Raw genomic sequence first — 19,602 nt, forward strand, 5'->3', positions numbered from 1 at the left:
TCTCAGATTTACTGCAATTTATTTGATTCTAACCAAAAAAAGCAAAAGATAAATCTCTTAGTACTGTTGTGGCGAATTTAAATTGCTCAACTGAGGTTTCAAAGGCTTAGAAACCGACAATACGAATAATACTATTATCATCGGAATTGACTAGAATGTAGTCATTATTGATTTTATACCATTGTTCATTTCGACCCGGTTTCGGAAGATTATTTTGTTTATAATCAACTTTATAACCATTACCTCGATAATGTTGAGGCATCACATAACCTGCTTGCCAGCGATGTTGTTTCAAACGTTCAACACCACGTTCTTCGCGTATACGACGTTCACGCATACGATTTTCATTATCCGAGTTATCTAAACCACGACCCTGCCAACCACCTCGCGAGTCTTCTCCGCGATCAAAGTGTGGACCTGCGATGCTGTTCATACTACTTAATACAGCGGTTGAACCTAAAACAAAGATAATGAAAATTTTTTTCATGATGCACCTTAGTGACTTCGGATGTCTCTCATGTGAAAACTGTAACTTAAAAATGCAGAGAAACTGTGAAGATCAATTCATGATTCGTTTAAAACTATGAAGATTCCTTCAGCAGCCTCTCTCACTCATCCGTTAGAATTTTTATCATTCTAACTTTGAGCATCTATGCTTTGACCATTCATTTCTAAACTGTCATCACCCATCAAATATAAATAGGCAGGCATGATGCTATCCGGTGTTGGTAAAACCTTTGGATCCTCTTCAGGATAGGCTTTTGCTCGCATGGCTGTTCGCGTCCCACCAGGATTGATGCAGTTGAATCGAATATTCGGATACGTATTTTCAGCTGCAAAAATTTTACTCATCGCTTCAATCGCGACTTTTGAAACGGAGTAAGCCCCCCACAATGCACGAGCTTCTCGACCTACACTTGAACTGGTAAATACAACTGAAGCGCGATCAGACTTTTCGAGTAAAGGTAATAATGCTTGAGTTAATGCAAAAGGCGCTCTTAGATTAACGGCCATAACATCATCCCAAACATCTACAGGATAATGTGCTAATTCGACGCGATCACCTAACATGCCTGCATTATGTAAAATACCGTCTAAACGACCAAACTGTTGCTCGAGTGTGTCGACCAATAGCTCATAGTCATGGCTTGATGCGGTAGACAGCTGTAAAGGTAAAATTGCAGGTTGAGGCGCACCTAAGCCCTCAATTTCATCGTAAATAACTTCAAGCTTATTTAGTGTGCGACCATGTAATACGACGGTTGCGCCATGCAAGGCATAACTAATAGCAGCCGCACGACCAATTCCATCACCCGCACCTGTAATCAGAATAATGCGGTCTTTTAATAGATCAGGACGAGGTTGATATTCTGAATATTTCATTGTTATGCCTCCTATAATTATCTTTAATGTTTAACCCATCATACGCTGATTTTCTGACAAAACAGTGATTTTCTGTTTGAGCAATTCATGTAATTCCGGAACTGTTTGGATAATCGCATCTGCATTCCACGCATCAAGGTCATCACGTGATTCAGTTGGTAAATAACCATACGCTGCCAAAATCGTATACATACTCGCATTACGACCTGCATCGATATCACGAGGATGATCACCAACATAGATGATTTCTTCGGCAGCGATTTGAAGTTGTTTTGCTGCCAAATACATTGGTTCAGGATCTGGTTTGGTATTTTGAACATCTTCGGGGCAAACCAAGACTGAACAACGTGAGCTGAGATTTAACTCTTTAAGCAGTGACTCACTCAGACCACGTGGTTTGTTGGTTACGATACCCCATGGAATTTGTTTTGCTTCTAGCTCTTCGAGTAAAGGGTACATACCATTAAAAAGGTCTGTATCAACAACGATATTTTTACCATATACATCTAAAAAGCGTTGGCGATGAGCGAGAAACACAGGATCAGTCACGTCTAACTCTGGATAAACCAATTTCACCATGGCTCGAGCGCCTTCTGACACTTGAGTTCGAATTAACTCTGCATCAACAACTGGACGTTGCTCATCACGACACATCTGTTGAATAATGCGAATAAAGTCAGCCGCAGTGTCTATGAGCGTTCCATCAAGATCGAATAATACCGCTTTCATTAGGCACCTGTATTTGTAGTATGAACCATATAATTCACATCGACATTTGGGGCTAACCAATAGTGTTTGGTGATTGGATTATAGTGAAGACCAATCATTTCTTTTAAGCTAAGACCAGCGTTGCGAATATCATGCGCCATTTCAGATGGGCGAATGAATTTATGATAATCGTGCGTGCCTTTTGGTAGTAAACGTAACACGTACTCAGCGCCAATGATCGCAAACAAATACGATTTAGGATTACGGTTGATCGTTGAAAAGAATACATGACCGCCTGGTTTCACCAAACTTTGACATGCTTTTACAATCGAAGCTGGATCAGGCACGTGCTCCATCATTTCCATGCATGTGACAACATCGTATTGACCTGCTTGCTCTAGAGCAAGCTGCTCAACAGGGATTTGGCGATATTCAATGTTTTGTACATTTTCTTGTTGTGCGTGTAGACGACCGACAGCGAGTGGGGCTTCGCCCATATCAATACCGAGAACATCTGCACCACGACGTGCCATGCTTTCTGCGAGGATGCCACCACCGCAACCGACATCCAAAACTTTCTTGCCTGCCAATCCACCTACACGCTCATCAATCCAGTTTAAACGTAATGGGTTAATTTGATGGAGAGGGCGGAATTCAGAATGTTGATCCCACCATTTGGCAGCCAATGCTTCAAATTTTGCGATTTCTTGTGGGTCAACATTCAATTGCGACATGGTGTCACCTCTATTTATTGGCATAATGATCTAGGTCTAGTGTAGCGATTCTTGAAAAAAAAGCGATAAATCCTATAAAAAACTTCACAGAAGCAAAACGAATTGATCGTGTTTGATTTATATTTAGCATATAAACTTACGAAAAATGCTTAGAGGAAAAGCAAACTCAATGAAAAAGTTAGTATTAGGTGGTTTAAGTGCGGTTGCAATGGCGTTTTCAATGAATGCTATGGCGGCTAATTTTGTTGCTGGTAAAGATTATACGGTGGTTGCGAATCCAGTGAAGACCGCTGCACCAGCAGGCAAACTCGAAGTACGTGAATTCTTTTGGTACGGATGTCCACATTGCTTCAAACTTGAGCCACATATGCAAACGTGGTTAAAGAAGATTCCAAGTGATGTTTATTTCTTACGTACACCTGCTGCGATGAATAAAGTATGGGAGCAGGGCGCACGTGGTTACTACGTTTCTGAAGCGCTTGGCGTACGCAAGAAAACACATATTCCATTGTTCCATGCGATTCATGAAGGGGGTCAACAAATCTTTGACCAAGCTTCTCAAGCAAAATTCTTTGCACGTTATGGTGTGCCAGAACAGAAGTTTAACAGTATGTTCAATTCATTCCCAATTACTGCAAAAATTGCTGAATCCAACAAATTAGCTCAACAATATCAGTTGACGGGTGTTCCAGCAGTTGTAGTAAATGGTAAATATGTGGTGCAAGGCGAAGATGCTAAAGTGACTCAAGTCGTTGACTTCCTACTTGAGAAAGAGCGTAAAGCTAAATAATTGGCATGCTTCGATCATAAAAAAAGGACTGTCATCACAGTCCTTTTTTTATTTAAGCATTTTCATCGAGCTGAAATTCTTTTAGATCGATCTGTACTGTTTGAGTAGGTAAAGATAGCGCTTGGCTGACATAGAGATTAATCAGTTTTTGGCGAGAGCCAATTGAACGCTGGTAATAGCTTGAGTTCAATAATAATGCTGCGCCATAAGTAAGAGACCAGATATAAGATAAATAGTCTCGAATCGACATATCGTAGTTCTGTGATTTTAAATATTTTTCAGTCATGTCTTTGAGTGAAACAATACGTTGTTGGCGAACAGCGTATAGTTCATCAAACAAATGTTTGAGTTTCGACTCTGTCATGGTCAGATGTTCTTCTAACTGATGTAAAAGAATCGTACGACTCGGCGCCGTTAAATGATGCAGCATATAACGAGGGGCATATTCTTTGAAATCTGTATTGTATTGATCCGAAATCTTGAGAATTTCTTTTTCATTTTGAATGATCAGTTCAAGTAACAATTCATTTTTGCTACGGAAATGCTTATATAAGGTGCCTTTTGCGATATCCAGTTCGGCAACCAGTTCATCGAGGGTCATTTCTTGGTTGTTTTCTAATAATAGCTTTTCCGCAACCTGCAAAATTTTTTCTTTACGTATTAAGAACTGAGTATGACGATCAGGATTCATGATGCTTTTAAGCTCCTCATAGTGTTCTAAACGGCATCGCGCTATTGTCTAATGCATCATAACGCTTAGCAATGCTTTTATATATCAACCTTTCATATTGATATGATCAAGCGTTTTGAGGTTCCCAGTTTGAGATCCCACGAAATAGTAAGCGCACTTGAGTCGCTGCATTATCGATAAATAAATTTTGCTGTTCTAACAAATGATCAATCGTGAACTGTTTGGGTAAGTTGATCCATGTCATCGCCCATGTAAAGGACATATTAATCAAAATCGTTGATAAGACTTGGAGGTCTTTGGCTTCTTTAATATGTTTGAAGGTTTCGAGTTTGCACAGGTCAATGGCAAGATCTTCTATCAAAAATTCGATTTCACGGGCAATCGCAATTCGTACTGTTTCAGAACCACCCCAACGTTCAGCGATCATAAATTGCCACTGTTGAGGGCTATGATTTACTGCTTGGACAAACAACTCAATGCTGGTTCGTGTTTTGGCAGACCCACTGTGTTGTAAATAACTTTGCCCCAGTTGATGAATCAGGCTTTTGAGATGCAAAGAAACTTGATCAACGAGTTCTTGCCCTAACGCTTCCATGTCTTGGAAATGACGATAAAACGCCGTTGGTACTAAACCAACTTCGCGAGCCACTTCACGCAAACTGATACTACTAAATGAGCGTCCAGAAGTACTGAGATGGAGTGCTGCATCAAGCAGAGCTTGTCGGCTCTGTTGTTTTCGTTCATCTCTAATCGACATGAAAAAGATCCATTGAATTCATACAGCAGAGTCTAGCAAAAAAAACATGATTTTTTTAGCCCTGAGCGAGGATTAAACAAAGCAACTTTGTCCTGAGAAGTGTCTAAAGCCTAGCAAGAAAATGAGCAAATAGGCTGCAAATAGAATTTATACCAATACTTTCTTTGTTCTCATAACCATTTAATGCCTGTTAAGAAGTGAAGTTGCCAAGTGAGAATAGAAACATGTTTTGTTAGGGTTAGATTTGTTGATTAATCCATTATTTTTTTATCGTCATTTTAGCGATTTATAAAAAAGTATTAAAAATAACCAAAAATTAGTGAACAAGTGTTGACTCAGTGAACACAAATTAATATAGTGTACACATGTTCACTACATGAACATTTGTTCACTCAATATAAATAGCCAGATACAAAACGAGGAACGTATGAACGCTAAGTTAAATTATCAACCGCATTGGGTTCGTGAAGATTTTGTTGATTTTATCCTTGCAAAGGTTAACCCGATGTGGACTTTGCGCCGCATTATGGCAAAAATCGAAGCGATTGAGCCTATTGCAGATGAAATGATCAAGGTCACTTTAAGCAGTAACAATAAATTTACAACCTATCAGCCTGGTCAATTTGTGATGGTGACGGTTCGTATTGATGGTGTGCTGCATCAACGAGCGTATAGCTTGGTGAGTTCACCAAGTCACGACAAATTGGTATTGGGTATAAAAAAACAAGGTCGTGTATCTAACTATTTAGCTAACAGCGCACGTGCTGGTGATGTGATTGAAATTACTCAGGCGATGGGCGAATTTACGCTAAAAGACTTTGATACAGAAGAAGGTAAACAACCAATTCTTTTGGTATCTGCAGGTAGTGGTATTACGCCGATTATTCCGATTGCGAAACAGGCTTTAGCACGTTCAAATCAACCTGTAACGTTGATTTATTACTCACGTGATCCAGCGTTCCGTACTGAATTGGAAACACTGGCAGCAGAATATGCGCATTTTAAGCTACACATTATTGTCGATAGTGCTGAACAACCTGCTTATTTTGATGAAGAAACTTTGGATCGTTTGTGTGCTGATGCTGCTCAACGTCAAACCTATGTGTGTGCTGCTCCAGGGTTGATGAAAGCGACACGTCAAATCTGGGCGAAACGTGGTTGGTTAGACCGTTTAACGCAAGAAAGCTTCTTGCCAGTGACGATGGATGTGGATGCTCAAATCCAACCAGTCAATTTCCGCCGCAGTGTGCAAGAATTTGAAGGCCGTGGCAACCTATTGGCCAGTGCTGAAGCTGCAGGTTTGAAACCATCTTTTGGTTGTCGTATGGGGATTTGTAATACCTGTGTTTGTACCAAGGTTAGTGGTGCAGTGAAAAATCTACTTACAGGTGAAATCGATAACCAAAACAATGTGCAAATTAAGTTGTGTGTGAGTGAAGCGGTGAGTCCCGTTGAGATTGACCTTTAATTCATATTGACCAGATAGAGAATAATATTATGAACATGATGACAGTAAATCCGACTAAAACGATTCCTCCAATCAAATTTGGCGGTAATACAAGCCGTGCATTAACACCAGAAGAAGTACAAGAGTTTGGCCGTAAGATTGAAGCCATCCGTACTGAAACCATGGCTAAAATTGGCAAAGAAGATTCTGATTATATTTATAAAGTACGTAACTTTGTACGCTACACCGAAATTGCGTCACGCGGCATGTTGATGTTTGGTGGTTGGATTCCACCTGTATGGTTATTAGGTACCGTTATGCTAGGCGTATCTAAAATCGTTGAAAATATGGAACTTGGTCATAATGTGATGCATGGTCAGTTCGACTGGTTAAATGATCCAACGCTTAATGGTGCAACCTACGACTGGGATACGGTGTGTACGGGTGAAGATTGGAAATATACCCATAACTATAAGCACCATACTTATACCAATGTGTACGGCATGGATCATGACATTAGTGGTTATGGCGTGATGCGTATGAGTCGTGAGCAAAAGTGGGAACCTCGCTTTTTGTTTAACGTACCAACGGGTTTTGTATTATCTACGGGTTTTGAATGGCTATTGGCTTTACAACGTCTAGAGATGGAAAAAGTATTATTTGATGGCACCAAAACTTGGAAAGAAGTGTATGTAGAATCCAAAAATCTACGCAAAAAGATGGTACGTCAGTTCGGTAAAGATTATGTATTGTTCCCATTGATTGCTGGTCCAATGTTCTTGCCAGTATTAGCGGGTAACTTTGTTGCCAATTTGATTCGTAACTACTGGGCATCGACCGTGATTTATTGTGGTCACTTCACAGAAGACTCTGAAATTATCACTGACAATATTGATAATGAAACCAAAGCAGAGTGGTACTTGCGTCAGATTCGTGGTTCAGCAAACTTTACTGGCGGTAAAATCATGCACTTCTTGAGTGGCAACTTGAGTCATCAAATCGAACATCACTTGTTCCCAGATGTACCTGCCAACCGCTATCAAGAAATGGCTCCTAAAGTACGTGCAGTCTGTGCAGAGTTTGGTCAACAGTACAATACAGCGCCGTTTGGATCTCAAATTGTGAGTGTATATAAACGTCTGGCGATTCACTCTTTGCCTGACAATGTGGTAGACCGTTTGGTGGCGATCAAACATAGCTTTGTTGACGCAGTGAAAAGCATGTTTGGTAAAGCTGCTTAATTAAGATAGAGCATTGTTTGAGTCATTAAGCGATGCTCTTTACCAACAAGCAAAAGGGAAAGTACGTGTAATTGAGATATACTATGGTGCAATTATAGTTGTGCTATCGTTTTAAGGAATTATTATGCGTATTGACCAAAGAGCATTAGACCAGTTACGTGACGTAAAGATTACGCGTAATTATACCCGTTACGCTGAAGGTTCAGTTTTGGTTGAATTTGGCCATACCAAAGTGTTGTGTACAGCAAGCATTGATAATTCAGTACCTCGTTTCTTGAAAGGCCAGGGACAAGGTTGGGTAACTGCGGAATATGGCATGTTGCCACGCTCAACGCACACGCGTAGTGATCGTGAGGCAGCACGTGGTAAGCAAACGGGTCGTACTCAAGAGATTCAACGATTAATCGGTCGTAGTCTTCGTGCGATGGTGGACTTGAAGAAGTTGGGTGAAAACACGATTACGATTGACTGTGATGTGATCCAAGCGGATGGCGGTACACGTACTGCGGCAATCACAGGTGCAGCGGTTGCATTGGTAGACGCAATGAATGTATTGCTGAGCAACAAGAAAATTAAACATGACCCATTAAAAGGTTTAGTGGCAGCGATATCAGTCGGAATGTATCAAGACGAAGTCCTACTAGATTTATGCTACGAAGAAGATTCAAATTGCCAAACGGATTTAAACGTGGTGATGACACAAGCAGGTGAATTTATTGAAATTCAAGGGACGGCAGAAGACAAACCGTTCACACGCCAGCAGTGTAATGCCATGTTAGAGCTTGCAGAAAAAGGAATCTCAGAGTTGATTCAAAAGCAACAGCAAGCACTCGGTTGGTAAGTTCCAGTTGATAGTGCGGGCGGTCTGTTTTTTTTAGACCGCCTTTTTTTTATTTAAGATTAGATCAGAAGGAAAAAATAAATAGCCAAAAAGATAACCATGCCCCATGTAATAAAGCCAACAATAAAAACCTCAGTGCTCTCAATATCAACGTGACGTCTCAATCGATAAGCAGATACAACACAATATCCAGTGCCACGAATTAAGCCTTCGATAATCACTTCAAAAATGATATGCAGAAAAAAGCGGATGATTTGAAAAAGCAAAGTAAAGAAGGTTTCGAAAATAGATTCCATTTTTTATGATTTAAAATAGTTTATGGGTCAATGTATCTCTAAGCGACATAAAAATAAACATGATCAATGAATATCTATCTCTACATAGACGCATTATAAATTTTCAAACGGTAACAATACCCGCTTATTTAGCTCATCTTAGTTTGGTACGCTTGCGTAAATTGAAAATAACAAGGAGGGGGAATAATGGTTCAAGTATTTCTCGTTTTTTTAACAGCAGTGACTTTTGTTTTGATGGCTGTTGATCCACGCTCTACTGATTCGACACAAGCTAAGTCAGCTTGGAATGAAAAAGTCGAAGTATCTCGTGACACTTCGACTCAGAAGGAAACAAAAGATGTGGATGATGCTTAAGCATTAAAACGCATAGATAAATCTACAGCTCTCACATCCTTAGTCAGTACACCCATTGAAATATAATCTACGCCAGTTGTTGCAACTTCGCGTAAGTTCTCAATAGTAATATTGCCTGAAGCTTCTAACTTACAACGTCCTGCAACATGCTTCACTGCATCAATCATTTGTTGCTGGCTGAAATTATCTAACATCACGATATCAGCTCCAGCTTCGAGTGCTTGATTCAGTTCGTCCCAAGTCTCTACTTCTACTTCTACTGGTTTACCTGGTGCGATTTGATGTGCTTTGGTAATGGCTTGGGCAATACCACCTGCTGCCATAATGTGATTTTCTTTAATTAAGAAAGCGTCAAATAAACCTAGACGGTGATTTTGACCACCACCGATTGCCACTGCATATTTTTGAGCGATGCGTAAGCCAGGTAAGGTTTTGCGTGTATCCAAAAGTTTAGTGTTTAAACCATCCAATTGTTTGACGTAATTTGCCGTTTTGGTCGCCACAGCCGAAAGGGTTTGCACAAAATTCAAAGCAGGGCGCTCAACAGTCAGTAAGCTACGGGCTGAACCTGCCAATTTTAGAAAAGCTTGATTGGCTTGAACAAGTTCACCTTCTTGCTTTAACCACGTGATTTGAACATTTTTATCATAAGCTTTGATTAAGGCGTTAACCCAAGGTTGACCAGCTAATACCATGTCTTCACGAGTGATAATCGTTGCTGTAGCTTGCTCATCTTCTGGTGTGAGCATTGCGGTAATATCACCGTCCCCAATATCTTCCTGTAATGCTTGTTGAATATTAATTTGAATCGATTGTTCAAGCAAAGATTGAGGAATGCTCATACTATTTCCAGTATAGGTTGACCAAAAAACTAGTGCGTTATATTAGCACCCTCAACATAAAAAATAAGCATTTCATCTCGATTATTGCGCATAAAGCATGTCAAAATGGCAAAGATAAAGATTAAATTGCCGATTTGATAAACCATGCAACGTTCTAGATTTGCGCAAATTCGAAATGGTGTATTAGAAGGTGCGACGCAACTTCCATCACCAAATTTTAATGCACGTCCAGTGGATGCTGACATTCAACTGATTGTTATTCATAACATCAGTTTGCCACCTTCTCAATTTGGTGGTGGTTATATCCAGCAATTCTTTCAAAATAAGTTAGATTGGAATACTCATCCTTATTTTCAGACTATTGAAGGCATGCAAGTATCCGCACATCTATTGATTTTGCGCACTGGTGAAGTGATTCAATTTGTAAATTTCAATGATCGTTCGTGGCATGCTGGACGTTCGAGTTATCTAGCACACAAAGAATGTAATGATTATTCGATCGGCATTGAGTTGGAAGGTAGCGATGATCTTCCTTTCGAGGACGAACAGTATCAAGCATTGGTTGATGTTGTATTGATGCTAGTTAAAAGCTATCCAAAAATTCAGAATCATATTGCGGGGCATTCTGATATTGCACCAATGCGGAAAACAGATCCAGGTCCTTATTTTGATTGGCAAAGATTCCGAAAAGCACTATCACAAGCCAAATTAACTTAAAAAATATCCGCCAATTTATGATTTCACAACGAAATCTATTTTGAGTTTCATTACAATAACGCTTTTTAAAGATAAGCCGTAGGTGAATGCGATGGCATTGTGGCGATCGACTATTATTGTCAGTGCAATGACGATGTTATCTCGAGTTTTGGGATTAGTGCGTGATATCGTGCTATTAAATGTATTTGGTGCAGGTAAAGATTTCGATACTTTCGTTGTTGCCTTTCGTATTCCAAACTTTTTTCGACGCTTATTTGCGGAAGGGGCTTTTTCTCAAGCCTTTATTCCTGTTTTAACCGAATATAAAACTAGTAAAACACATGCAGAAGTACAGATTCTGATTAGCCGAGTATTTGGTTGTTTGCTGACGGCTATGTCATTGCTAACTTTTGTGGCGATGGTTGCCGCACCAGCGATTATTTATTTGTATGCACCAGGATTCCATAACGATCCTGAGAAATTTGATTTAGCGGTGGATATGTTCCGCCTCACGATCCCTTATTTAATGTTCATGTCGTTGACGGCTTTTGCGAGCAGTATCTTAAATAGCTATGGCTCATTTGCATCGCCAGCATTTTCACCTGTGCTTTTGAACATTGCGATGATTGCAGGAGCATGGTGGTTAACACCTTTTATGGCAGAACCCATTATGGCATTAGGGTGGGCTGTCGTGGTTGCAGGTGTTTTACAGTTAGCGATACAAATCCCTGAGCTTTGGAAAAAGAACTTACTTATTCCACCTAAAGTTGATTTTAAGCATGAGGGTGTTGATCGTATCTTAAAACTAATGTTGCCTGCATTATTCGGTGTTTCAGTGACACAAATTAATTTATTGTTAAATACGATTTGGGCATCGTTCATGCAAGATGGTTCAGTATCGTGGTTATACAGTGCTGAACGAATGACTGAATTACCATTAGGTCTCATTGGGGTTGCGATCGGCACAGTTATTTTGCCTTCACTGTCTGCGCGTCACGCTGAGCAAGATCAAGCTAAATTTAAAAGCATGATTGATTGGGCTGCCAAGATCATTATGTTGGTCGGTATTCCTGCAAGTATTGCATTATTCATGTTATCGACGCCGATTATTCAAGCTTTATTCCAACGTGGCGAATTTACTTTAGAAGATACACATATGACGGCACTTGCATTGCAATGCATGAGTGCGGGTGTAATTTCATTTATGTTGATTAAAGTGTTTGCACCAGGTTTTTATGCACAACAGGATACCAAAACACCAGTTCGTGTCGGTCTCATGGCAGTTGCTGCAAATGCGATTTTAAACGTTGTATTTATTGGGTTCTTTAAATTAATTGATTGGCATGCTGAGCATATGGCTTTAGCACTCGCTTCTTCTGGCTCTGCTTTAGTCAATGCTGGGATGCTTTATTTTTATTTACACAAAAGAAATATCTATCGTTTTGGGGCGCATTGGAAAAAGCTTAGTTTCCAATTTTTAGTGGCCAACATAACCATGATTGCTGCTCTTGCATATGCTTTAACATGGTACCAAGGTGATATCGCTCAGTGGTTGCGAATCGCAGAAGTTGTTGGCTTGTGTGTATTGGGTGTCGCTGCTTATGTTATTGGTTTACTAATCACGGGTTTTCACCCAAGACATTTGAAACATTAAAAAAATAAACCCTCATGAAGAGGGTTTATTACTATTTTACTTCGAGTAATTCAATATCAAAAATAAGTGTGCTATTTGGTCCAATTGCATCTCCAGCACCCACGTCACCATATGCTAAGTTAGATGGAACAAAGAAACGACTTTTGCCACCTTCTTTCATCGTTTGGACACCTTCAGTCCAGCCAGAAATGACTTGATTCAGTTTAAATTCAACAGGATGGTTGCGAGCAATTGAGCTATCAAACACAGTTCCATCAATTAACCGACCTTCGTAATTTACTTTTACTGTCGATGTTAACTTTGGCGATTTACCAGTACCTTGTTGAAGAACTTGATACTGTAAACCTGATTTTGTTGTGATGATATCTGGTTTTTTAGCATTCTCTGCTAGAAAGTTTTTTCCTTCTTGGGCATTTTTTTCTGCCTGCTCTTGGAATTCAACTAATTGTTTGGCTTCAAGTCGCTTTTTATATTGGTTGAGAACTGTCGCCATTTGCTCATCACTGAGAGTTGCTGGTTTTCCCTTAATTGCATCTTCAAGCCCTAGCACAAAGGTTTCGATATTTAAGTCTTTGAGTGTTTCTGTATTTCCTTTCCCCATTAAATAACCGTAGCTATAACCTAATTGATCTTTTTGTGGACTTTTTAGGGTGATAGGAGCTGCTTGAACCGTTCCAATCATCAATGTTATGAGAGTAAGTGTAAGTTTTTTCATTCTTTCTTCCAAAATAAAGGAGAGCACAAGCTCTCCCTATATCATTATTTTACAGCGATTAATTCGACATCAAAAATCAAAGTACTATTTGGTGGGATAGAGCCTGGCACGCCTTGTTCACCGTAGCCTAAGTTGGCAGGGATATAAAGCGTTGCCTTACCGCCTTCTTTCATGAGTTGTAGACCTTCAGTCCAACCAGGAATGACTTGATTTAATGGAAACTCAATTGGTTCACCACGATCGTATGAGCTGTCAAATACTTTACCGTCAGTCAATTGACCTTTGTAATGTACTTTAACCACAGAAGTTGCAACAGGTTGTTTGCCAGTTCCTTCTTTGGTGATTTTGTATTGCAAGCCAGATGCTGTTGTTTTAACACCTTCTTTTTTAGCATTTTCAGCTAAGAAACTTGAGTTAGTTGCCTCAACTTTTTTGGTTTCGTCTTGTTGCTTTTGTTGCATCTCTTTTTGGAATTCTACATATGCTGCTTGTAATTCTTCCTCAGAGTATGCTGCAGGTTTCTGAGCATGTGCATCACGAAAACCTGTAATAAATGCATTCGTTTCAAGCTCTGGTGGAGTTTGTTTTGCAACTTCATAACCGAGAGCATAGCTGATCTTAGCAACAGGCGCTGCATTTTTATCAGCTTTCGCGCCAAACTCAGTGGTTGGATTTTGTGTCGCATAATAAACAGGTACTAGGGCCGCACCGCCTAACACAACTGCAGCAATGAGAGGTAAAGCTTTACTCATGAGATGTCCAAATCATTTTTTGCATAAAATTGATGCCATTGATCTTAGCATGGTTGAGTTAAAGCATAGAATCATTGATCTTAAAATCGAGTGAATTTTTGCTACGTTTCTTATGTATTTGTGAACATACTCTTTATATATGTGATATCTGAAGAATCAAAATAAAAGAGTGATTTTTCTAGTGCTTCTTTGCAGTACAGTTTGAGAATGGATTTAGTGCTAAATCAAAGTCTGATATTATATCAAACTCTAATATTCAAACTATCTACAGATTGAATTTTCTTAGATAGTTCTCTCGCTTGTCACTTAGGGCTGAAAACAGGATATATGTCGTGAAAAAAGTCTTATTGGTTTTCGGTACACGTCCAGAAGCAATCAAAATGGCACCACTTGCATTGCATCTTCAGCAGCAGAATGACTTTGAATGTAAAGTCTGTGTGACAGGTCAGCACCGAGAAATGCTGGACCAAGTCTTAGCACTATTTCAACTGAATCCCGATTATGACTTAAATCTGATGAGGCAAGGTCAGACATTGTCGGACGTGACAGCGGGTGTTTTAAAAGGGCTTGAGCAGGTCTTTTTAGAGTGGCAACCAGATCTGGTTTTAGTCCATGGTGATACAGCGACGACATTTGCAGCATCTTTGGCTGCATACTACCATAAAATTAAAGTAGGTCATGTTGAAGCGGGTCTACGTACAGGTGATCTCTATTCACCTTGGCCAGAAGAAGCTAATCGACAGTTAACAGGCGTTTTAGCCAATTATCATTTTGCGCCGACACAATCGTCCTATCAAAATTTAATCAAAGAAAATGTGCAACCTGAATGCATTGTCATTACGGGTAATACCGTGATTGATGCCTTACTCCAAGTCAAAGAGAAAGTTGAACATGATCAAGCCCTGATTAAAGAATTTCAACATACTTTTACCTTTCTGGATTCAACAAAAAAATTACTTTTAGTGACCGGGCATCGTCGGGAGAATTTTGGCCAAGGTTTTCTCAATATTTGTTCAGCATTGGCTGAACTTGCAGAGAAATATCCAGATTTACAAATTGTGTATCCTGTACATTTAAATCCGAATGTACAACAACCTGTACAACAGTTATTGTCCAATATTCCAAATATCTTTTTAATTGCACCGCAACACTATCTACCTTTTGTGTATTTGATGAATCGTTGCGATCTCATTATGACTGACTCTGGGGGCATTCAAGAAGAAGCACCTTCCTTAGGCAAACCAGTATTGGTAATGAGAGACACAACAGAGCGACCAGAAGCAGTTGAAGCAGGCACAGTGAAATTAGTTGGGACAGATAAAGCACAAATTGTGCAAAATGTCTCTGCATTGTTGGATGACCCAGCTATATATCATGGTATGGCTGGAGCACATAATCCCTATGGGGATGGTACAGCTTGTCAGAAAATTATTGATTTTCTTCGACAGCACGCATTGTAATTTAAAATTTTTAAGTGATTTAAATCATTAAGTTGGGTATATGAAGCATTCTTTTAAACATCTTTGTGTTGTGGGCTTGGGTTATATTGGATTACCCACTGCGGCGACGTTTGCTGCACATGGTTTAAAAGTGACAGGGGTCGATGTTAATCAGCATGCTGTAGATATTATTAACCAAGGTAAAGTGCATATTGTAGAGCCAGATTTGGCCGCTTTAGTCCGTGATGTGGTTGCACAGGGACAACTTTCGGCGCAAACGGAGCCTTGTGCAGCTGATGCCTATATTGTTGCGGTGCCGACACCCTTTAAAGATGATCATGCGCCTGATCTAGCGTATATTGAATCTGCAGCAAAGGCTCTAGCACCTTATTTAAATGCAGGCAATTTGGTGATTTTAGAATCTACCTCACCTGTAGGTGCGACCGAAGAAATGGAAGCATGGCTCAGTGCTGCTCGACCAGATTTAACGTTTCCTCAACAGGCTGGAGAGGCTGCTGATGTTTTGATTGCCCATTGTCCCGAGCGCGTCTTACCAGGTAAAGTATTACAAGAGTTGATCAGTAATGATCGTATTATTGGGGGGATGACGCCTCGATGCTCAAAAGCTGCGATTGAATTGTATCGAACCTTTGTCAAAGGGGAGTGCATTGAAACCAATGCACGGACTGCGGAAATGTGTAAGCTGACAGAGAATTCATTTCGTGATGTTAATATTGCTTTTGCCAATGAACTTTCAATCATTTGCGATAAGTTAGACATCCATGTGGCTGAATTAATTCAATTGGCCAATCGCCATCCACGCGTCAATATTTTGCAGCCTGGTCCGGGTGTTGGTGGACACTGTATTGCAGTTGACCCATGGTTTATTGTGTCTAAAACACCAGAGCAAGCTCGTTTAATTCGTACAGCCCGTGAAGTGAATGACAGTAAACCTCACTGGGTGATTGATCAGGTCAAGATTAAAATTGCCGATTATTTACAACAACATCCGAGTAAAACCATTCAAGATATTAAGCTGGCTTGTTATGGTCTTGCGTTTAAAGCGGATATAGATGACTTGCGTGAAAGCCCTGCCTTGGATATTAGTTTACATTTGTTCAAACACAGTGGTTGTCAGGTGGTTGCTGTAGAGCCGAATTTGAATGTAAATCAGTATCAAGACATTCCTTTGGTGGATTTAATCGAGGCTGAGCAGGCGGACATTCGTGTATTATTGGTCAAACACCGTGAATTTAAGTCGATTGACTTTGGTGCAAAAGCTTTCGATTTAGTCATTTGAGTTGAATAGATGATACGAATCCTTGCGCGTGGTTTAGCCTATCTGCACAACTTTTGTTTTAGGGCATGTAACCGAGTCTTGATGTATGGTTATTTGCAAAAATTTCGTAGTGCAGGTGAGCATGTCCTATTTAGTCCCTTAGGCTCGGTATTGAGTTATTCCACCATTACTTTGGGGCATCATGTTTTTATTGCCAATCGCGCTTGGTTCTCTGGCGAAATTGAGATTGGTTCTTATGTGATGTTTGGTCCGAATGTCACCATATTGGGCGGTGATCATGAATTTAAGGACATTACGCAACCCATGTTTTTTGTCAAAGACAATCAACAGCGTCAAGCGAAGATCAAAATAGGGGATGACGTTTGGGTGGGTGCCAATGTCACCATTTTAAAAGGTGTCGAGATTGGGCAAGGCGCAATCATTGCCGCAGGGAGTGTGGTAAATAAATCGGTTGAGCCGTTTAGTATTGTGGGGGGCGTTCCTGCAAAAAAGATTGCTGAACGATTCACCCAAGCAGAAAAACAAGCGTATATTTCCCATTCACACCATTGGTCTAAGTAGCCATGAACCCTCATGTGATTATGGTGGTCGGTGTAGGGTCTGCACGATTCTTACAATTACTCTTTAGTCTGTATTTGGCATGGTATTTTGGACATGCGGCACTCGCCAGTTTTGTATTAATGCTGAGCCTGAGTGCTGCATTTGGCGCATTTCCCTCTTTAGGAGGGGGACCTCAAATTTTACGGGCAGGCGCTTATTCACAGCCCGAGCAACATATACAAATGACGCTCGCAACCAGCATATTACTCCTCGTATTGAGTTTGTTTCTGTTACCTTTTGCGACCATGTTGTGGGGAGGAGATACGCAAAGTCTGCGCTCAAATGGTCTACTCACTGCTGCAGCTGTATTTTTTACGACAGGCAGTGTGTGTTTTGCCATGATTCAATCCTTATGGTCTTATCAACAAAAATATAAGGCATTAGGGTTATTTGCTTTATTGAGCTACATTTTGGCATTCATCATTGCTTGGATGGCCAGTGTATTTTTGGGTAAAACCGCTGCGAGTGAGATCATTACGATTTATGCACTGGTGTTTATGTTGTTGAATGCACTGGTATTCTATCACGTTGGCTTTCGGCCTTATACTTTAGGGACTGGTTTGTCGCAACTGCTGGATAAAACGGTTCTAAAGCAATGTCTAGAACAATCAATTAAAGCGGCTCTATTTGGTTTTATCACGCTTTTTGGTCTTTACGCGTTGATGAAAGCGGTGAATGTTGACTATTCCGCATATGATGCCGCAGTATTTTCTTTAAGTTTCCAGTTCTTTCAAATCGGTATTTTTATTCCGAGTGTGCTCGGTGCGGTATTTGTGCCGAAATTGGTCAAACAACAACAGGCGGCGGGTCAACAGAAAACCATTTATCTGTGGATCTCGATGTTTTGGGTATTCTGCTCGGCTATAGCATTGGTTCCTGTATTCTATCTATATCATTTTGCCTTAGAGGCATCTACGATACTCACCTTTGTATTGTTACAGTGTGCGGTGCCCTTATCTGCGTTACAGGCGATGTACATTCAACAACATGTGGCTATGGGGAAATTTAGTCGTTTAGCATTGAATGCGTTATGCTGGGCGACAATCGCTTTAAGTTTGCAAGCGATATTGCCAACACAGATTTACTTTTCTGGATTGGCCATTCTCTTGGCTTATGCAGGTAGTGTATTGCTATTTTTTTGCCGTCAACCTCAGCGAGTGTGAAATTTAATCATGGCGATGCAGACCCCACCCATTAGTTATGTAGCCAATGCCAGCAGTCCGCATGTCAGACATTGGGTGGAATATCTCGATGAATTAGGTTCTCCTTATCACATCTATAGCATTCATAAGAATAGCTTTTTCCCACCAGAACAGGTGACGACCAAGTTTAATGGTTTACTTCGCTTTGGTGCTTTAGGCAGTATTGTGGCCTATATCCTGTTGGGATTATGGTTGCGACTGTTTGTGCCGAAAGCTTTGCAATTACATGCGCATAATACTTCAGGTTATGGTTTGAGTGCATATTTAAGTGGTCGAAAATATCTGCTGACCACCTATGGGAGTGAGATTTTTTCTGTACCGCAAAAAAGCATAATCTATCGATTTTTGATTCGACGGACCTTACATGCTGCAGAAAAAATCACTGCATCTTCACAACATATGCAAGACACTTTGACGAAACACTTTTCAGTACCAGCATCACGTGTAATGACCTTTAGTCTCGGAGTTTCTTCGGTATTTCGTGTATCCACTGAACAACGTTCAATTGTTCGCCAACAGTTAGGCATCTCTGAACAGGACACGGTGTGGATTTATAACCGCCGAATTACGCCGCTGTATCGTACACTGGATGTGGTGGAGGCTTTTCAACAGTTTGCACGAGGTCGTCAGAGCTATCGACTGCTGCTCTTGGCAGGAGATTTTGATGCGCAATATTTGGCTAAAGTTAAATCACATATTCAAGGTGACAATAATATCCAGTTAATTGATGGTTTCATTGATCAGGCGCAATTGTCAGGTTATTTATGTGCTGCGGATGTCGCCTTGTCTTTACCAAAGAGTGATCAGTTATCTTCATCAATTTTAGAAGCTCTTTCTTGTGGTTGTTTACTCATTTTGGCGAAACTGGCTGCTTATCAAAGCATTACAGATCACTTTCCCTGTGTGGTGATTGATGATGTCTATGTAACCTCCATTCAACAGGCTTTTCAAGACAGTGTATTATCCCTGCAGTCGGATATTTCTCATCTGCAACAACAGCAACTGAAACAGGTGGCATGGGGGCGTCAGCAGGTGATGTTATGGATCAAAAAATTGTATGCGTGAATACGAATATGGCGATGAGTTGAATTTTGCTTTAAATACAAAAAATCAGTTGCTGCTGATACATGCAATTATTCTCGGCTGGGGTAAAATAAAAC

The 19,602-nt window shown here is 40.3% G+C and carries 22 protein-coding genes; 12 read left to right on the forward strand and 10 right to left on the reverse strand.

Going from position 1 to position 19,602, the window contains the following annotated elements; genetic code table 11:
* Positions 1-106 precede the first annotated feature (106 nt).
* From F948_RS15135 to ubiG, 4 genes are all read right to left on the reverse strand, one after another.
* On the reverse strand, positions 107-487 hold the full coding sequence (locus tag F948_RS15135; RefSeq protein WP_004966915.1) for an RcnB family protein: 381 nt from the start codon (positions 485-487) through the stop codon (positions 107-109).
* A gap of 149 nt (positions 488-636) precedes the next feature.
* Positions 637-1,383 carry a YciK family oxidoreductase gene (locus F948_RS15140; protein ID WP_004907319.1) on the reverse strand — a complete coding sequence of 249 codons (747 nt, stop codon included), beginning with the start codon at positions 1,381-1,383 and terminating at the stop codon, positions 637-639.
* A gap of 30 nt (positions 1,384-1,413) precedes the next feature.
* Complete coding sequence (locus F948_RS15145) at positions 1,414-2,112, reverse strand: HAD family hydrolase (protein ID WP_004966917.1); 699 nt, start codon at positions 2,110-2,112, stop codon at positions 1,414-1,416.
* Positions 2,112-2,825, reverse strand: coding sequence for a bifunctional 2-polyprenyl-6-hydroxyphenol methylase/3-demethylubiquinol 3-O-methyltransferase UbiG (gene ubiG, locus F948_RS15150; RefSeq protein ID WP_004907314.1), 714 nt, complete (start codon positions 2,823-2,825; stop codon positions 2,112-2,114). The genes F948_RS15145 and ubiG overlap by 1 nt, the downstream gene beginning before the upstream one ends.
* A gap of 169 nt (positions 2,826-2,994) precedes the next feature.
* Here ubiG and F948_RS15155 point away from each other — a divergent pair, with 169 nt between their 5' ends.
* On the forward strand, positions 2,995-3,615 hold the full coding sequence (locus tag F948_RS15155) for a thiol:disulfide interchange protein DsbA/DsbL (RefSeq protein WP_004907312.1): 621 nt from the start codon (positions 2,995-2,997) through the stop codon (positions 3,613-3,615).
* Positions 3,616-3,667: 52 nt separating this feature from the next.
* On the opposite strand, the gene F948_RS15160 is transcribed toward F948_RS15155, so the two are convergent.
* Both F948_RS15160 and F948_RS15165 read right to left on the reverse strand, forming a co-directional pair.
* Positions 3,668-4,306, reverse strand: a complete 639-nt coding sequence (locus tag F948_RS15160; RefSeq protein ID WP_004907310.1) for a TetR/AcrR family transcriptional regulator — start codon at positions 4,304-4,306, stop codon at positions 3,668-3,670.
* Between the two features lie 106 nt (positions 4,307-4,412).
* Complete coding sequence (locus F948_RS15165) at positions 4,413-5,063, reverse strand: TetR family transcriptional regulator (protein WP_004956897.1); 651 nt, start codon at positions 5,061-5,063, stop codon at positions 4,413-4,415.
* 427 nt (positions 5,064-5,490) lie between these two features.
* Here F948_RS15165 and F948_RS15170 point away from each other — a divergent pair, with 427 nt between their 5' ends.
* From F948_RS15170 to rph, 3 genes are all read left to right on the forward strand, one after another.
* Entirely contained in the window at positions 5,491-6,531 is a 1,041-nt protein-coding gene (locus F948_RS15170; RefSeq protein ID WP_004966918.1) for a ferredoxin reductase, read from the forward strand.
* 29 nt (positions 6,532-6,560) lie between these two features.
* On the forward strand, positions 6,561-7,751 hold the full coding sequence (locus F948_RS15175) for a fatty acid desaturase family protein (protein WP_004966919.1): 1,191 nt from the start codon (positions 6,561-6,563) through the stop codon (positions 7,749-7,751).
* Positions 7,752-7,875: 124 nt separating this feature from the next.
* A complete protein-coding gene (gene rph / locus F948_RS15180) occupies positions 7,876-8,592 on the forward strand; it encodes a ribonuclease PH (protein WP_004907303.1) in 717 nt (238 codons plus the stop codon).
* A gap of 59 nt (positions 8,593-8,651) precedes the next feature.
* Here rph and F948_RS15185 read toward each other — a convergent pair whose 3' ends face one another.
* Complete coding sequence (locus F948_RS15185; RefSeq protein ID WP_004966920.1) at positions 8,652-8,888, reverse strand: hypothetical protein; 237 nt, start codon at positions 8,886-8,888, stop codon at positions 8,652-8,654.
* Between the two features lie 186 nt (positions 8,889-9,074).
* Between F948_RS15185 and F948_RS16525 the strand changes: the two genes are divergently transcribed.
* Complete coding sequence (locus tag F948_RS16525) at positions 9,075-9,242, forward strand: ABZJ_00068 family colistin stress protein (RefSeq protein WP_004966922.1); 168 nt, start codon at positions 9,075-9,077, stop codon at positions 9,240-9,242.
* Here the strand turns inward: F948_RS16525 and nadC are convergent.
* Complete coding sequence (gene nadC, locus F948_RS15190; protein ID WP_004966924.1) at positions 9,239-10,084, reverse strand: carboxylating nicotinate-nucleotide diphosphorylase; 846 nt, start codon at positions 10,082-10,084, stop codon at positions 9,239-9,241. The two genes, F948_RS16525 and nadC, sit on opposite strands and share 4 nt — an antisense overlap.
* Positions 10,085-10,228: 144 nt before the next feature.
* Here nadC and ampD point away from each other — a divergent pair, with 144 nt between their 5' ends.
* The gene (gene ampD, locus F948_RS15195; RefSeq protein WP_004966926.1) at positions 10,229-10,801 is read left to right on the forward strand and encodes a 1,6-anhydro-N-acetylmuramyl-L-alanine amidase AmpD; all 573 of its coding nucleotides are present in this window, start codon (positions 10,229-10,231) and stop codon (positions 10,799-10,801) included.
* An 82-nt stretch (positions 10,802-10,883) separates the two neighbouring features.
* Positions 10,884-12,434, forward strand: coding sequence for a murein biosynthesis integral membrane protein MurJ (gene murJ / locus F948_RS15200; protein WP_171053839.1), 1,551 nt, complete (start codon positions 10,884-10,886; stop codon positions 12,432-12,434).
* A 31-nt stretch (positions 12,435-12,465) separates the two neighbouring features.
* On the opposite strand, the gene F948_RS15205 is transcribed toward murJ, so the two are convergent.
* Both F948_RS15205 and F948_RS15210 read right to left on the reverse strand, forming a co-directional pair.
* Positions 12,466-13,149: a BamJ family beta-barrel-assembly machinery protein gene (locus F948_RS15205; protein WP_017397343.1), complete on the reverse strand. Its 684-nt coding sequence runs from the start codon at positions 13,147-13,149 to the stop codon at positions 12,466-12,468.
* Between the two features lie 44 nt (positions 13,150-13,193).
* Positions 13,194-13,901: a BamJ family beta-barrel-assembly machinery protein gene (locus F948_RS15210; RefSeq protein WP_004966932.1), complete on the reverse strand. Its 708-nt coding sequence runs from the start codon at positions 13,899-13,901 to the stop codon at positions 13,194-13,196.
* 332 nt (positions 13,902-14,233) lie between these two features.
* Here F948_RS15210 and wecB point away from each other — a divergent pair, with 332 nt between their 5' ends.
* The 5 genes from wecB to F948_RS15235 are packed head-to-tail and all read left to right on the forward strand — an operon-like array spanning position 14,234 to position 19,507.
* Positions 14,234-15,361: a non-hydrolyzing UDP-N-acetylglucosamine 2-epimerase gene (gene wecB / locus F948_RS15215; protein ID WP_004966934.1), complete on the forward strand. Its 1,128-nt coding sequence runs from the start codon at positions 14,234-14,236 to the stop codon at positions 15,359-15,361.
* A 40-nt stretch (positions 15,362-15,401) separates the two neighbouring features.
* Complete coding sequence (gene wecC / locus F948_RS15220) at positions 15,402-16,640, forward strand: UDP-N-acetyl-D-mannosamine dehydrogenase (RefSeq protein ID WP_004966936.1); 1,239 nt, start codon at positions 15,402-15,404, stop codon at positions 16,638-16,640.
* Between the two features lie 9 nt (positions 16,641-16,649).
* The gene (locus F948_RS15225) at positions 16,650-17,201 is read left to right on the forward strand and encodes an acyltransferase (RefSeq protein WP_004966938.1); all 552 of its coding nucleotides are present in this window, start codon (positions 16,650-16,652) and stop codon (positions 17,199-17,201) included.
* A 2-nt stretch (positions 17,202-17,203) separates the two neighbouring features.
* A complete protein-coding gene (locus tag F948_RS15230) occupies positions 17,204-18,403 on the forward strand; it encodes a hypothetical protein (protein ID WP_004966939.1) in 1,200 nt (399 codons plus the stop codon).
* Positions 18,404-18,412: 9 nt separating this feature from the next.
* On the forward strand, positions 18,413-19,507 hold the full coding sequence (locus F948_RS15235) for a glycosyltransferase family 4 protein (protein ID WP_004966941.1): 1,095 nt from the start codon (positions 18,413-18,415) through the stop codon (positions 19,505-19,507).
* Positions 19,508-19,602 lie beyond the last annotated feature (95 nt).

This window comes from Acinetobacter junii CIP 64.5, from assembly GCF_000368765.1.
GTDB lineage: Bacteria > Pseudomonadota > Gammaproteobacteria > Pseudomonadales > Moraxellaceae > Acinetobacter > Acinetobacter junii.